This is a genomic window from Aeromonas sp. S8(2024) (assembly GCF_041403085.1).
In the GTDB taxonomy this organism is placed as follows: domain Bacteria; phylum Pseudomonadota; class Gammaproteobacteria; order Enterobacterales; family Aeromonadaceae; genus Aeromonas; species Aeromonas dhakensis.
In genome coordinates, this window is sequence record NZ_JBGLRF010000001.1 from 318,640 (window position 1) to 332,950 (window position 14,311).

Here is a 14,311-nt window from a genome sequence, read left to right on the forward strand (position 1 = left end):
GCGGCGATCTTCTTCTTGATCTCTTTCTTGCTGACTTTGGCCATCTGGCATGCTCCTTTTGCGGTAATGACACTCAAGGTGTCGGGGTTGGTCAGTCCATGAAACCCCAGAGTGCCACAGGGTAGCTGATGACACCAACCTTTCGCTCAAAATAACGGCAGACAGCATGCCGGCGTAGGGCCTTGTGCTGCGACGCTACGAAGCCTGAACAGGGGGGCAGGGCAATCGGCGGCCATAAAAAAAGCGCCCCGCGGGGCGCTCTTGTATCGGTGTATGAGGGCAATCAGGCCTTTTTCAGGTAGGCGGCGACCAGCACGATCTGCACGCCGTTGACCTTGCCTTCGATGTGCAGCGGGTTGTTGGTGAGGCGGATGCCCTTCACCAGGGTGCCGCGCTTGGCGGTGAAACCCGCCCCCTTGACGTCCAGATCCTTGATCAGGGTCACCGAGTCACCTTCGACCAGTACGGCGCCGTTGGAGTCGACGGTCGGTACGCTGTCGTCATCGTCGCTGGCCAGGCCGGCTTCGGCCCAGGCCTTGGTCTCGTCTTCCATGTACATCATGTCCAGCATGTCCTGGGCCCACACCTCGCCTTGGGCGGAGAGGTTTTTCAGCTGGCGCCACGCCATGACCTGTACCGCAGGGACCTGGCTCCACATGCTGTCACCCAGGCAACGCCAGTGGTTGACCACTGTGGTTTCTGGCTGCTCCAGCTGACCACGGCAGGTGTCGCACAGGGCAACGTTGTGATCATCATCGCTGGCCGGAGAGTGGGGGACCGCGAAGGCAGTCAGCGCCTGCTCGGCACCGCACAGTTCACACTTGGCGCCCGCGCGCGCTTGCAGGATGGCATTGATGGTCATGTTTTGGTTCCATTCACGTTGGTAAAATGGCCCGCGCTGGGCAGGCCAAGATAATGAAGGGGCGGAATATACCACAAAACCCCGCTCTTTGTCAGGCTAAGCCCCGCCGCAGGCCTATGGCGGACCGGAGGGATTAACCGAAGGGACTCTCTTTGCCCGTGCTGAAGCCCGGTGATGGTGGCACACCCATGCCGGCGCAGCATGGATGAGAGTGCTTTTTGGCGCGGGATCGCTAGAATGAGCCTCCATTTTGACGGCAGAACAGGGGTGCGCGTGCTGGCTCAACGTTTTCAACAACTGGATCGACTGCTGAGCGAAGCCCGGCACTGGTGGCAATATCAACCCTACCACCACCTGGACCTCGCCTTTGCCAAGACGGCGCCGGTGCTGGCCGAGCGGCTCAATGCCCTGTCGCTGGCCGAGATTGAGCGGCTCGATGGCGACATGCCCGCCCTGTGCGAGCTGCTGGCCCCCTGGATCCCGCAAGGCCCAGCGTTGCATGCCCTGAGCGCGTTGCCGACCCTGACGGGCGAGCCCATCCCGTGCGAGCGGACCATGGCGATGTATATGCCGGGGCGCAAGCAGGCCCAGATTGAAGCCTTCACTGCCTGCCTGCCCGCCCATCGCGGCCCCTATCTGGAGTGGTGTGCAGGCAAGGGCCACCTGGGGCGGTTGGTCTCCCTGCACCGTCAGGCCGAGGTGCTGAGCCTGGAGCTGCAGGCGCCCCTGTGCGAAGAGGGGCGCCTGCTGGCCGCCCGCGACGGTGCCCGGATGGCATTTGTCTGTGCAGATGCCTTCGCCGATGAGACCGCCCAGCTGATTGCACCGGCCCATCACGCCATGGCGCTGCACGCCTGCGGCGAGCTGCACACCCATCTGATTGAACAGGTGGCGGCGCGCGGTGCCGAGGGGGTGACCCTCTCCCCCTGCTGTTATCACCTGATCCGCACCAGCCACTACCGCCCGCTCTCCGGCCCGGCCAAGGCCAGTGCGCTGCAGCTTGCCAAGAGCGATCTGAAGCTGCCGCTGCAGGAGACGGTCACCGGCGGCGCCCGCATCGCTCGCCTGCGCGAGCAGGAGGTGGCCTGGCGGCTGGCCTTTGACTGCCTGCAGCGCCAGGTGCGCGGGGTAGATGAGTATCTGCCGGTGCCCAACATGCAAAAGAGCCTGCTGACCGGCACCTTCGAGGATTTCTGTGGCTGGGCGGCCGAGCGAAAGGGACTGTTGTTGCCGGCCGGCCTCGACTACGCCGGGTTTCTGGCAAAAGGGGAGGCGCGTTATGGCGATGTCGCCCGCATGGAGCTGGTGCGTCACCTGTTTCGCCGTCCGCTGGAGCTCTGGCTGGTGCTGGATCGCGCCCTCTTCCTGCAGGAGCAGGGCTACCGGGTGGAGGTGGGGGAGTTTTGCGACAAACCCATGACCCCCCGCAATATCCTGATCCGCGCGGTGCGCACGCTAGAAAGATAAGCGGCGGGCCCGTCGTTGTGGGGTCTGTTGCAGCGGCTTGCTGTTTACCCTTCGAGGTCGCCGATTGTGGCGTTTGTTTCGTTGAAAGAGCGGCTTTTTCGCTCTTTTTTCATTTTTCTTCGGTTTATTTTCATATATCCGGCCGCCGCGTCAAAACATCGGTTCACAATGCATCTTATGGCGGCCGACCGACAGAGTGAATTGGCTCACAGTTCCGACAACATTCTTAATTCTCATCGTGAATTTAGTGGCTGATAATATTACTCTCGAGGCGACTCTTATCCCGACGTTATTCTGACATAAGGACTGTCTGTTATGTTCAAGCCTACACATTGTGCCTGGCTGGTTGCGGCTGCCTGCGCATTGCCAAGTCATGCCATGAATATTCAACCCGATCCACAAAATGCCGGTGGATATGTGATTTCCGCGCCGGATCTGGCGGCGGTTGAAAAAGCCAAGACGGCCAATCCCATGTACGGGATCTGGGCAAAGGCGTTGGCGACACGTTCCAATACCATTGTCGATGCCATCAAACCGAGGGCAGCGAGCAATCCGGATAACGTCAAACGGGTCGAGCGGGTATTCACCGAATCGGATTGGGATTATTTAACCCAGATGGCGGCGCCAGAATATACCTACGAGCGTTTCTTGCGGGCGGTCGGTAAATTCCCGGCTTTTTGCGGCGAATATACCGATGGTCGCGATGCCGATGCCATCTGCAAAAAATCCATCATCACCGCCTTTGCCCATTTCGCTCAGGAGACCGGCGGCCACATTGCCAAGGAGAATATCTCCGACAACCCGCTGGCACTGGAGGAGTGGCAGCAGGCGCTGGTGCACGTGCGCGAGATGGGCTGGTCGGAGGGGCAGACCGGCTACACCACCGGCTGCGGCCAGAACGACTGGCAGAACAAGAAGTGGCCCTGCAGCACAGGGCAGGGTTATTTCGGTCGCGGCGCCAAGCAGCTCTCCTATCACTTCAACTACGGCGCCTTCTCCGAGGCGATGTTTGACGGCGATGCGTCCGTGCTGCTGAACAACCCAGGGCTGGTGGCGGACTCCTGGCTCAACCTCGCCTCCGCCATCTGGTTCTTCCTGACCCCGCAGGCGCCCAAGCCCGCCATGTTGCACGTGATTGACCGCACCTGGGTGCCCTCCCAGCGCGAGATCGCCGCCGGCATCGGCTACGGCTTTGGCACCACCATCAACGTCATCAACGGCGGCATCGAGTGCGGCGAGCAGAACAAGGACAAGGGTCAGCCGGTCAACCGCATCCGCTACTGGGAAGGGCTGGCCAAGCATTACGAGATCCCGCTCAAGGCCGACGAGAAGAACACCTGCTGGCAGCAGACTCCCTATGGCAGCCTCAACCTCAACGGCGCCACCGACGTGCTCTACACCAACTGGGACGGCAACTGGAAATACTACCCGGATCGGCCCGGTGGCTACTCGTTCGAGTGTGAGCTGGTGGGGTTCCAGACCGCCTACTCGGCGCTGGTGCCAGGAGATTACGAGAAGTGTGTGACCAACTTCTACGGTTCCCACGCCAACTGGCCCAAGGTGCGGGTGGTGGCCAAGCTGGATCCTGCGCCGGTTGACCCGACCGATCCCCCCGTGGGCGATGTACCTGCCTGGAGTGCCAGCAAGGTCTATACCGCGGGCAATCAGGTGAGCTACAAGGGGGCCATCTATCAGGCCAAGTGGTGGACCCAGGGCAATGAACCGGGCAAGGGGGATCCCTGGGTGTTGGTGCCGGCGAAATAAAGAAAAGCGGCCAGTATCAATTCGCGAGGCGATTGATACATCTTTTAGCCAATAGGGGGACAGATTGTCCCCCTTGTTTCATATTTGACATGGAAAAATTGAGCTTGCATTTAATTTGGCAAGAAAGGGCGATACTCCGGCCCTTATCACTTATATGAGGGCCCGATGAGGGGGATAATAACCGATAGTCACCTATGCTGATGCAGGAAGTCAGTCATCTATATCGGACTGACTCAGTTTTTTATCTTGGGGGGCCGTCAGCTGAACTTTATTCAGCTGGGCATTGATGATGTGTTGCCTTATTGAACTGGCCCTTGTTTTATCCATCAGGCATGCCTCACCCAGTCGATATTTTATCGGGCGAGGACATAAGAGTTAAAACCCCATGTTCAATATTGCCGTGCATGTTGAAATCCCGCTGACAGAGGTCGGGGAGAACATCAAGGCGGCCAAATTTCAGGACCCGGAAGGCAGCCGGATTGCATTGCAGGAGCGCAGGCCGCTGGCCTCGTGAGTCATCTCGCAGCCGGTTTTGTGATGGGGACGGTGGCTGACGAGGGCGCAACATGGTACTCATCTGATCCGGCAGTGGCCGCGATGGCGTGGTCAGGTCTGCGACGACAAGCGACAGCAAGGCGCAAGGAGGAGTGATGAAGGGACATTGTCTGTGTGGCGGGATTGAGGTCTTGGCCGGCGATCATCAGGAGGTGGGGTTGTGTCACTGCAGCACCTGTCGGCGCTGGTCGGGCGGCCCGCTGTTTGCGGTGCACTGCGGCAAGGAGGTGCACTTTAGCGGGCTCACCCCGGTGGCCTATCGCTCCTCGGAGTGGGCGGAGCGGGGCTTTTGTCCCACCTGCGGTACTCACCTTTTCTACCACCTGTTGCCGACGGATGAATACATAGTGCCGGCCGGTCTGTTTCAAAACGAATCTTTCCAGCTGGTGAGCCAGATCTTCATCGATGAAAAGCCCGATTTTTACGAGCTGAAAAACGAGACACCTACCCTGACCGGTCAGCAGGTGTTCGAGCAGTTTGCGCCCAAGCCGTGAGCGTGGGGCGAGGTAGCGTAAGCATCGGCCGCAATCAAAGGAACAGACCATGCAACTGGTAGTGATGCGCCACGGGCAAACCCCGGCCAATGCCGAGGAGCGCTATCAGGGGGCGCTGGATATCGGTCTGAGCGACACCGGCGTGGCCCAGATCAGCGCGCAGGCAAAGATGCTGGTCTTGGCTCAGGCCCCGTTTCAGCGGCTGCTGAGCTCCCCCTTGCTGCGGGCACGGCAGAGCGCGGCCCTGGTGGCGGACGAGCTGGCGCTGCCGGTGACGCTCGCCCCCGCGTTTCGCGAGCGCCATGTCGGGGTGTTCGAGGGGCTGACCCAGCAAGAGGCGAGGGAGCGTTACCCTGCGCTGTGGGCCCGCAACATCACCCGGCGCTGGGCCGAGGCGCCACCCGGCGGCGAATCGCTGGACGAAGTCATTGCCCGGGTCGGGCAGGGATTGGCGGAACTGGCGCAGAGTTGCCATCAGGAGCGGGTGTTACTGGTAGCGCACGGCGTGGTGGCCAAGGTGATCCGGGCGTTGACCGTGGCGGGATTTGACGACTTCTTCGAGTGGCAGCTGGCCAACGGGGCCGTGCTGGAGGTGTCGCTGGCATGTGACGACGCTGGCGGGCCGCTGCGTTTCTTTGCCCGGCCGGGCAGTGAACATGGTCTCGCTGCCTTGAATTGAGGAAGGCGCCAGGCCTGATGATTGTCTATCAGGCTTGGCGTCGCCTATCAGGGGGAATCTGGCAGCGCCTTCCTTGAGCAGTTGCGCCCCTGTTTCTTGGCCAGATAGAGGGCGGTATCGGCCCTGCGCACCATGCGCTCCACCGTATCCTGCGGGCCCAGACTGGCACTGATGCCGACGCTGATGGTGAGCGGCACCTCGGTGCCTGCGCCCAGCTGATGCAGCTGCGACTCGACGGCGAGGCGGATCCGCTCCGCACTGGCCCAGGCCAGCTCCAGCGAGGTTTCCGGCAGTAGCACGATGAACTCCTCGCCGCCCCAGCGGCCCAGCATGTCCACCTCCCGCAGCTGTTTGGCAACCCGCTTGACCAGGCTGAGGATGGCCTGATCGCCCTGTTGATGGCCATAGGTGTCGTTGATCTGCTTGAAGTGATCGATGTCGATCAGCAGCAGGCTCATGGTGTGACTGAAGCGCTGGCAGCGCTGCATCTCCAGCTTGACCAGTTCATCGAAGCGGCGCCGGTTGGCGATCCCGGTGAGGGGATCCGTGGTGGCCGCCACCTTGAGTTCCTCCACCAGCTTGGCCCGCTCCGAGATGTCCCGCAGGATGGCGGTCATCTCGGTGGTCTGGCCCAGGTTGATCTTGGCGATGGTCACTTCCAGCGGAAATTCGCTGCCGTCGCGGCGCAGCCCCATCACGGAGGCGCGGGCGTGCATGGGACGCGAGTTGATGGGGGAGTTGCTGAACGCCTTGAAATAGCCGTCGTGGTTGGCCCGAAAGCGCTGGGGCAGCAGGGTCTCCAGCCGTTTGCCGAGGTAGCTTTCGTCCACCCCGAACATCTCGCAGGCGGCGGTGTTGATAAGCTCGATGCGCGACTCGCTGCTGACGCTGATGATGCCGTCATAGGCGGAGTTGACCACCGCCTCGAAGCGCTTGCGGCTCATCTTAAGCGCCTCTTCCAGCTGCTTTTTGGCGGTGATGTCGATAGCGGTGACCATGATGCGGGTGATGCGGGACTGCTCGGGAATGATGGGGGAGATGACAAAGCGCCACCAGCTGGTGCGCGACAGGGTGTCGATGGGCAACTCGCTCTCAAGCCCCGTCTGCTGGCTCACACACTCGTGCATCGGTTGCTCTATGCTGCCGGTGATGTAGCGGGGAAACATCTCGCCCAGGCGTTTGCCGATGCAGCCCAGCACATCCAGCTCGAAAGCCTGGGCAAAGGTGTCGTTGGCGGAGATGAGGGTAAAACGATCGTCCTTGTCGAGGGAAAACACCGCGACGGCGGCACCGATGGCATCGAGAGAAGACTTGATATCGGCGTGGGAACCCTGTGTGAACATGCAACCTCCATGGCGAATAACATATTGATATTCAGTATAGTGCGGCCGCTTTGATGCCCGGTTGACGGAGCCGGGCAGGGGCCGGCCACAGAGCGTCCGCTCTGGCAAACTGGCCGGTCGGCCCGGATTGGGCTTTACTTGCGGGCATCTACAAACGGCACCGGATCCGGCGCAGCGGTCTGGTCAGCACAACGAAGCAGGGAGGGCGAGATGAAGATCAGCATCGAGGCACATATCGAGCAGGAGATAGAGGCGGTCTGGTGGGCCTGGAACGATCGGGACTGCATCGCCAGGTGGAACGCGGCCTCCAGCGACTGGCACACCACCAGCAGCCGGGTCGATCTGGTGGTGGGTGGGCGCTTTTGCCATCACATGGCCGCCAAGGATGGCAGCGCCGGTTTTGATTTCACCGGCACCTTTACCCGGGTGGAGGCGCCGACCCGCCTCTCGTTCTTGATGGATGACGGGCGCGAGGTGGATGTGCAGTTTGCGAGTGAGGGGAGCGGCACCCGGGTACAGGAGACCTTCGATGCCGAGTCGAGCCACACCCCGGCCCAGCAGCAGGCGGGCTGGCAGGGGATCCTCGACAACTTCAAGCGCTACGTGGAGGCGGCAGGCTAGGGGAGAGGTGCCAGTACCAATAAAAAACCACCGCCAGACGTCGGTGGTTTTTTATTGCGCCTTGATTGCGGGGCTCATACCGCTGGCGTTGCCGGCGGGTGGCGCGAAGGCGTTACTCTTCGATATCCAGCAGCACCAGGATGGCGCTGTCACCGCCCCACTCGCGGGGGGCCTGATGGAACGCCTGCACACTGGGGTGTTGGGCCAGCCAGCTCGGGATGCGCTGCTTGAGGATGTGTTTGCCGATGCCGTGCATCACGGAGGCGACGTGAATGTTCTCACGTCGGCAGAGGGTGAGCAGGGCCGCCAGCTCCTGTTTGGCCTGCTGCTGGTTCATGCCGTGCAGGTCGAGGTAGATCTCCGGCGGATAGCTGCCGCGCTTGAGCTTTTTCAGCTCGAATTTCGACACGTCGTCGCGTACGTAACGGGTCGGTCCATCCTCTTCCAGATGGGGCTGGTATTCATCGCTGAAATAGTGGTCAACCCCAAGGGATTCGCGGCTCTCACGCATTTCGCGTTTCTGCTTGACCGGGCGTAACTCGGCCCTTATGGTATCTTGCTTGATTTTCCGGGTACCTTTTATCGCATCGCGGAACAGCAGGGTTTCCTCGTCTGTCGGTGAGGGCGTTTTTTTCATCAGGTACTCGTCTTGCTCGCTGTATAGAATTCTCGGGCCGGATATTACTCGACTTGGAGGTGGATTTGGACAAGATATTTATCGATGAGGTGGTTGCCGAGATGCACACCATCCAGGACATGTTGCGCTGGGCCATGAGTCGTTTCAACGACGCCGGGATCTTCTACGGACATGGTACCGACAACGCCTGGGATGAGGCCGTGCAGCTGGTACTGCCCGCGCTACATCTGCCGCCGGACGTGGATCCGGCCATGCGCCACTCCCGCCTGACCACCAGCGAACGGCACCGCATCGCCGAGCTCATCATCCGCCGCGTGCAGGAGCGCATTCCCGCCCCCTACCTGACCAACAAGGCCTGGTATGCCGGTTGGGAGTTCTACGTGGACGAGCGGGTGCTCATTCCCCGCTCCCCCATCGCCGAGATGGTAGCCAATCGCTTCGCCCCCTTCCTGAAAGATGAACCGACCCGGATCATGGATCTCTGCACCGGCTCCGGCTGCATCGCCATCATCATGGCCCACGAGTTCCCGGAAGCCGAAGTGGATGCCATCGACATCAGCGTCGATGCCCTCAACGTGGCCGAGCGCAACATCAACGATCACGGGCTGGAGCAGCAGGTCATTCCGATCCGCTCCGATCTGTTCCGCGATCTGCCGGTCGGCGACAAGTACGATCTCATCGTCTCCAACCCGCCCTACGTGGATTCCGAAGACATGTCGGATCTGCCGGACGAGTTTCGCCACGAACCCGAGCTGGCGTTGGCCTCCGGTTCCGACGGCCTCAAGCTCACCAAGCGTCTGCTGGCCAATGCCGCCGATTTCCTGAAAGACGATGGCGTGCTGGTGGTCGAGGTGGGCAACAGCATGATCCATCTGGAAGCCCAGTTCCCTGACGTGCCCTTCACCTGGGTGGAGTTCGAGAACGGCGGTCACGGCGTGTTCGTGATGACCCGGGCCGAGCTGGTGCAGTACCAGGACCATTTCGCGATTTACAAGAGCTAAGCAGGAGCAAGCATGGCAGGGAACAGTTTCGGCCAACTCTTTCGGGTTACCACCTTCGGTGAGAGCCACGGCCTGGCGCTGGGCGCCGTGGTCGACGGCTGCCCGCCGGGGCTTGAGATAAGCGAGGCGGATCTGCAGGGGGATCTGGACCGGCGCAAGCCCGGCACCTCCCGCTACACCACGCCGCGCCGCGAGCCGGACGAGGTGAAGATCCTCTCCGGGGTGTTCGAGGGCAAGACCACAGGCACCTCCATCGGGCTCTTGATCGAGAACACCGATCAGCGCTCCAAGGACTACTCCGACATCAAGGACTTGTTCCGTCCGGGCCACGCCGATTACACCTATCACCAGAAGTACGGCCAGCGCGACTATCGTGGCGGCGGTCGCTCCTCCGCCCGTGAAACCGCCATGCGGGTGGCGGCGGGGGCCATTGCCAAGAAGTACCTGAAACAGGTGCACGGCATCGAGATCACCGGCTTTCTCTCCCAGCTCGGCCCCATCAAGGCCGAAGCCTTCGATGCCGCGCAGATCGAGCAGAATCCCTTCTTCTTCCCCGATGCGGGCAAGCTGGAAGCGCTCGATCAATACATGCGCGACTTGAAGAAAGAGGGCAACAGTATCGGTGCCAAGGTGCAGGTCATCGCCAGCAATGTGCCGGTGGGTCTGGGTGAGCCGGTGTTTGACCGCCTCGACGCCGATATTGCCCACGCCATGATGGGCATCAATGCGGTGAAAGGGGTGGAGATCGGTGACGGGTTTGCGGTGGTGGAGCAGAAGGGCTCCGAGCATCGCGACGAGATGACCCCGGCCGGCTTTGCCAGCAACCATGCGGGCGGCATTCTGGGCGGCATCTCGTCGGGTCAGGATATCGTGGTGAGCATGGCGCTCAAGCCGACCTCCAGCATCACGGTGCCGGGCAAAACGATCAATACCGAAGGCGAGGCCATCGAGATGATCACCAAGGGTCGCCACGATCCTTGCGTTGGCATTCGCGCCGTGCCCATCGCCGAGGCGATGCTGGCCCTGGTGTTGATGGATCACCTGCTGCGCCACCGTGCCCAGAACCAGGGCGTGCTGACGCATACTCCGCAGCTGCGCTGATCGGCCAGTTCACCACTCGGCTGATCGGGTGGCGCTACCGCAGACACAATGAAAAGGCGACCTCAGGGTCGCCTTTTTGATGGCTATTTACCCCCTCTTGGCAATTGGGGCGGGGGGCGCGTCGGCCGCCGGGTTGTCGAGCCGGCAGGTGGGCGGGGTGGGGTTGCCGCTTGCCGGCGGCAGGTTGGCGATCGCCGCATCGACCCGGGCCAGGGTGTTGTCATCGATGGCGCTGTTGGCAAACATCAGGCTGACCGGCTGGTGGTGGAGCAGCAGCTGGCAGTGGATAAAACCGTCGGCCCCCAGCTGTTGCAGCCGGTAACGAGCGTATTGCCACTCGACGATGATGCCGTCGAGGCGGCGGGCCAGCAGCAGATCGATCAGCCGGTCGTCGCTGTTGTATTCACTCGCCTGTTTCAGGGCCGGGCAGGATGCCATCAGCTGGGTCGGCCGGGTGCCGCGCAGCTTGCCAAGGCGCAGCTGGCTTTGCTGGCAGAGCCCCTGCAGGCTCTGCACATCCTGCCAGGGTTCACGCTGGCCGGGGATGGGATCGCTGCTCAGCAGCACGAAGGTGCTGCGCCGATAGGGGGCCGAGAAACGGGCAAAGGCGCGCCGCTCCGGCGTATCGAGCGCCCCCATGGCGAGATCGAGTTGCTGCTGCTCTATAAGATGAAGGGCCCGGGCCCAGGGCAGGTTGCGAAAGCGGGGCGCAAGCCCCGCCTGGGCCAGGATCTGGCGGGTCAGGCTCACGTCCAGCCCATCCAGCGTCCCCTGGGCATTGATGTAGCTGAACGGTGGCCAGTGGCCCCAGGCGACGGACAACCTGGTGTTGGCCTGCAGCGGCAGAGTGAGGGCAAGCATCAGCAGAAACAGCCAGTAGCGGCCGGCAGGCAGAAAATGAACACGCATGAACCTGAACCTCCTTGTTGCAGGATCGCCGCGGCGGCGTCGCCATGGTCTGGCATCAAGCATAGCCTGATTCGAATGAGTTCTTGAACGGCTTTTATCGGCGGGACGGTGACCGGCTTTTGGCAAACATGCTGGGAGGAACATCACATTTTTCTCGTTTCTCCTCAATAACTCCGTTAGACTGCGCCCCTATTCTTTCCCCTTTGCTCTGCTCCCCGGGGAAATCGTTGTGTTCTCAACAGGCCCGGATCTGGCGAGATGGCATCGGCTCAGCAGAGGAGCCCCATCACGGATCCCCGGCGCCCCTATCCCTAGCAGGTAACTATGAGTTTTACTTCCCTCGGTCTGGCCGAACCCTTGTTGCGTGCCGTTGCCGAGCAAGGCTACGACACCCCGTCTCCCATTCAGCAACAAGCGATCCCGGCGGTACTGGCTGGCCGTGATCTGATGGCGGCAGCCCAGACCGGGACCGGCAAGACCGCAGGTTTTACCCTGCCGATGCTGCAACGCTTGACCGAGAGCAAGCGCAAGGTCTCCCCGAACCGCATCCGTGCTCTGGTGCTGACCCCGACCCGCGAGCTGGCCGCCCAGGTGGGCGAGAGCGTGCGCAACTACGGCAAGCACCTGCCGATCCGCAGCCACGTGGTATTTGGCGGCGTGAGCATCAACCCGCAGATGATGGCGACTCGCCGTGGTCTGGACGTGCTGGTGGCCTGCCCGGGCCGTCTGATGGACCTTTACAACCAGAACGCCGTCAAGTTCGACGAAGTCGAGATCCTGGTGCTGGACGAAGCGGACCGCATGCTCGACATGGGCTTTATCCGCGACATCCGCCGCATCCTGGCTCTGTTGCCGAAAAAGCGTCAGAACCTGCTCTTCTCCGCCACCTTCGCCGACGAAATCCGTGAGCTGGCCACTGGCCTCCTGGACAACCCGGCGGTGATCGAAGTGACCCCGCGCAACAGCACCGCCGAGCGCATCGAGCAGCTGGTGCACCCGTGCGACAAGGCCAACAAGATTGCCCTGCTGAGCCACCTCATCTCCAGCAACAACTGGCAGCAGGTGCTGGTGTTTACCCGTACCAAGCACATCGCCAACCGGGTTGCCGAGAAGCTTGAGAAAGACGGCATCAGCGCCGCCGCCATCCACGGCAACAAGAGCCAGGGGGCCCGTACCCGCGCCCTGTCCGGCTTCAAGGATGGCAGCGTGCGCGTCATGGTGGCGACCGACATCGCCGCCCGCGGCCTCGACATCGACAAGCTGCCCCAGGTAGTGAACTTCGAGCTGCCAAACGTGGCGGAAGATTACGTGCACCGTATCGGCCGTACCGGCCGTGCCGGCGCCGCCGGTCACGCCATCTCCCTAGTGGCGGCTGACGAGGGCAAGCTCATCAAGGCCATCGAGCGGCTGACCAAGCAGAGCATCCCCTGCGAGCAGGTGGCGGGCTTCGAAGCCTCCCGCGAGACGCTCGATAACATAAGCCGTGGCATCGGTGCGCCGCTGCGCAAAGAGCCGCGCGATCCAAGCGAGCAGCGCCGTGCGCCGCGTCCGCAAGGTCAAGGCCAGCGTCAGGGTGCCGGTCGTTCCGGCAATGGCGCCGGTGGTAACGGTGGTGGCAATCGCACTGGCAACGGCGGCAAGCCCAAGCCCCAGGGTGGCCAGCGTCCGGCCGATGGTGCCGGCAAACCGGCCCAGGCTCGTCGTCCGCGCCGTTCTACCCATAACCAGTAAGCGGTTCGGGAGCTTCTCTCCCGCGCTCAACGGTTGAATAGAAAACCCCGCCAAGTTGGCGGGGTTTTTTGTGCCTGCGGTTTGCAGCAGGATGAAAAGAGGTGGCTCAGGCTGCAAGCAAATGGCGACGCTTGCCGACCTGCGTCTGGATCTGTTGACATAGCGTTTGAATATTCGGTTCATCCATTTTCTCACGGGAAATATAGATGCCAACCGTGCCTCTGTTATATTCCTCCGCCATCTCGAGTGGGACGATACCGAATTTTGAGAAGTATTCTCCCATGCTGCCTGGATACGGCATGACCGCATTGCTGGTATTCACCAGATCGATGGCAGCCATCAACGAATTGGAGCTGTAAATGATTTTATCATTGAGCTGCATCTCTTCATGCTCTTGCTTTTTGATTGCCATATCCTCGACCAGATGAAGATATTTAGGTTCATCCGTGGTAATCAACAGGCTGGGGTAATAAACCAGATCCTGCTTGCTGCAAACTTTCCCTGAGAGGGGATGTCCAGTTCTGACAAATACGGCATCGCTGGCGGTAAAGAGCGGGATGAATATCAGGCTGTAATGTTTATCCAGACCATGGATTTCATGCCCCAAGAACAGGTCGATATGATTGCCCAGGAGCAAGTCCAGCAGTCTCAGATGATTACCGACTTCGATATTGATGGCGCAAGACGGGTTGGCTGCGCGGTAATGCAGGGTGACAGGTTGCAGCACATGCTGCCACCAGGCGTGGCCGGTACCCACTCTCAGGGGCTGGGCTGCTTGCTCGCGCAGGATGGCGAGTCGTCTGAGGGTGTCATCGTAGATCCGTTGCATCATGCGGGCCTGGGTCAGCAACAACTCGCCGGCTGCCGTCAGCGCCACACCGCCAGCCTGTCTGATGAGCAGGGGTGTGCCCAGACTCTCTTCCAGTTTCTTCATGTTGTGGGTCAGCGTTGGCTGGCTCAGCCCCATGTGCCTGGCGGCGAGACTCACGCTTTTGTGGGTCGCGACTTCAATGAATTGTCTGAGGTGTTTGTCCACGGGAAATAACGTACGTTCAGGATCAGGCGGAGCGCCACGCTAGTGCAAGCATGGGTGACTGTCAATCGCCTCCGTGTCGTCGCAACAGTTTTTGTGTGTGTCTCCTCACGT

The 14,311-nt window shown here is 61.3% G+C and carries 14 protein-coding genes; 9 read left to right on the top strand and 5 right to left on the bottom strand.

Annotated elements, in window-relative coordinates:
* Positions 1–283 precede the first annotated feature (283 nt).
* Complete coding sequence (locus ACB031_RS01385) at positions 284–862, bottom strand: alkylphosphonate utilization protein (RefSeq protein ID WP_026142013.1); 579 nt, start codon at positions 860–862, stop codon at positions 284–286.
* Positions 863–1,099: 237 nt separating this feature from the next.
* Between ACB031_RS01385 and ACB031_RS01390 the strand changes: the two genes are divergently transcribed.
* The 5 genes from ACB031_RS01390 to ACB031_RS01410 all read left to right on the top strand — a co-directional run bounded on the left by ACB031_RS01390 (position 1,100) and on the right by ACB031_RS01410 (position 5,821).
* Positions 1,100–2,329, top strand: a complete 1,230-nt coding sequence (locus ACB031_RS01390) for a methyltransferase (RefSeq protein ID WP_371138855.1) — start codon at positions 1,100–1,102, stop codon at positions 2,327–2,329.
* A gap of 315 nt (positions 2,330–2,644) precedes the next feature.
* Positions 2,645–4,093 (top strand): chitinase, encoded by a 1,449-nt coding sequence (locus tag ACB031_RS01395; protein WP_215268999.1) that lies wholly within the window; start codon positions 2,645–2,647, stop codon positions 4,091–4,093.
* A gap of 385 nt (positions 4,094–4,478) precedes the next feature.
* A complete protein-coding gene (locus tag ACB031_RS01400) occupies positions 4,479–4,607 on the top strand; it encodes a glyoxalase (RefSeq protein WP_215269000.1) in 129 nt (42 codons plus the stop codon).
* Between the two features lie 136 nt (positions 4,608–4,743).
* Positions 4,744–5,142: a GFA family protein gene (locus ACB031_RS01405; RefSeq protein WP_215269001.1), complete on the top strand. Its 399-nt coding sequence runs from the start codon at positions 4,744–4,746 to the stop codon at positions 5,140–5,142.
* Positions 5,143–5,191: 49 nt separating this feature from the next.
* On the top strand, positions 5,192–5,821 hold the full coding sequence (locus ACB031_RS01410; RefSeq protein WP_336291851.1) for a histidine phosphatase family protein: 630 nt from the start codon (positions 5,192–5,194) through the stop codon (positions 5,819–5,821).
* 47 nt (positions 5,822–5,868) lie between these two features.
* On the opposite strand, the gene ACB031_RS01415 is transcribed toward ACB031_RS01410, so the two are convergent.
* Positions 5,869–7,164 carry a diguanylate cyclase gene (locus tag ACB031_RS01415; protein ID WP_017780146.1) on the bottom strand — a complete coding sequence of 432 codons (1,296 nt, stop codon included), beginning with the start codon at positions 7,162–7,164 and terminating at the stop codon, positions 5,869–5,871.
* A 210-nt stretch (positions 7,165–7,374) separates the two neighbouring features.
* Here ACB031_RS01415 and ACB031_RS01420 point away from each other — a divergent pair, with 210 nt between their 5' ends.
* The gene (locus tag ACB031_RS01420; protein WP_371138856.1) at positions 7,375–7,785 is read left to right on the top strand and encodes an SRPBCC family protein; all 411 of its coding nucleotides are present in this window, start codon (positions 7,375–7,377) and stop codon (positions 7,783–7,785) included.
* A gap of 112 nt (positions 7,786–7,897) precedes the next feature.
* Here the strand turns inward: ACB031_RS01420 and smrB are convergent, their stop codons facing one another.
* A complete protein-coding gene (smrB, locus tag ACB031_RS01425) occupies positions 7,898–8,422 on the bottom strand; it encodes an endonuclease SmrB (RefSeq protein WP_139430816.1) in 525 nt (174 codons plus the stop codon).
* Between the two features lie 65 nt (positions 8,423–8,487).
* Between smrB and prmB the strand changes: the two genes are divergently transcribed.
* A complete protein-coding gene (gene prmB / locus ACB031_RS01430; RefSeq protein WP_005300587.1) occupies positions 8,488–9,423 on the top strand; it encodes a 50S ribosomal protein L3 N(5)-glutamine methyltransferase in 936 nt (311 codons plus the stop codon).
* A gap of 12 nt (positions 9,424–9,435) precedes the next feature.
* Positions 9,436–10,524: a chorismate synthase gene (aroC, locus tag ACB031_RS01435; RefSeq protein ID WP_010634057.1), complete on the top strand. Its 1,089-nt coding sequence runs from the start codon at positions 9,436–9,438 to the stop codon at positions 10,522–10,524.
* Between the two features lie 87 nt (positions 10,525–10,611).
* On the opposite strand, the gene ACB031_RS01440 is transcribed toward aroC, so the two are convergent.
* Positions 10,612–11,433, bottom strand: a complete 822-nt coding sequence (locus ACB031_RS01440; RefSeq protein ID WP_017780143.1) for an ABC transporter substrate-binding protein — start codon at positions 11,431–11,433, stop codon at positions 10,612–10,614.
* A gap of 324 nt (positions 11,434–11,757) precedes the next feature.
* Here ACB031_RS01440 and ACB031_RS01445 point away from each other — a divergent pair, with 324 nt between their 5' ends.
* A complete protein-coding gene (locus ACB031_RS01445; protein ID WP_010634055.1) occupies positions 11,758–13,164 on the top strand; it encodes a DEAD/DEAH box helicase in 1,407 nt (468 codons plus the stop codon).
* Between the two features lie 106 nt (positions 13,165–13,270).
* On the opposite strand, the gene ACB031_RS01450 is transcribed toward ACB031_RS01445, so the two are convergent.
* Positions 13,271–14,200, bottom strand: a complete 930-nt coding sequence (locus ACB031_RS01450; protein WP_371138857.1) for a LysR family transcriptional regulator — start codon at positions 14,198–14,200, stop codon at positions 13,271–13,273.
* Positions 14,201–14,311 lie beyond the last annotated feature (111 nt).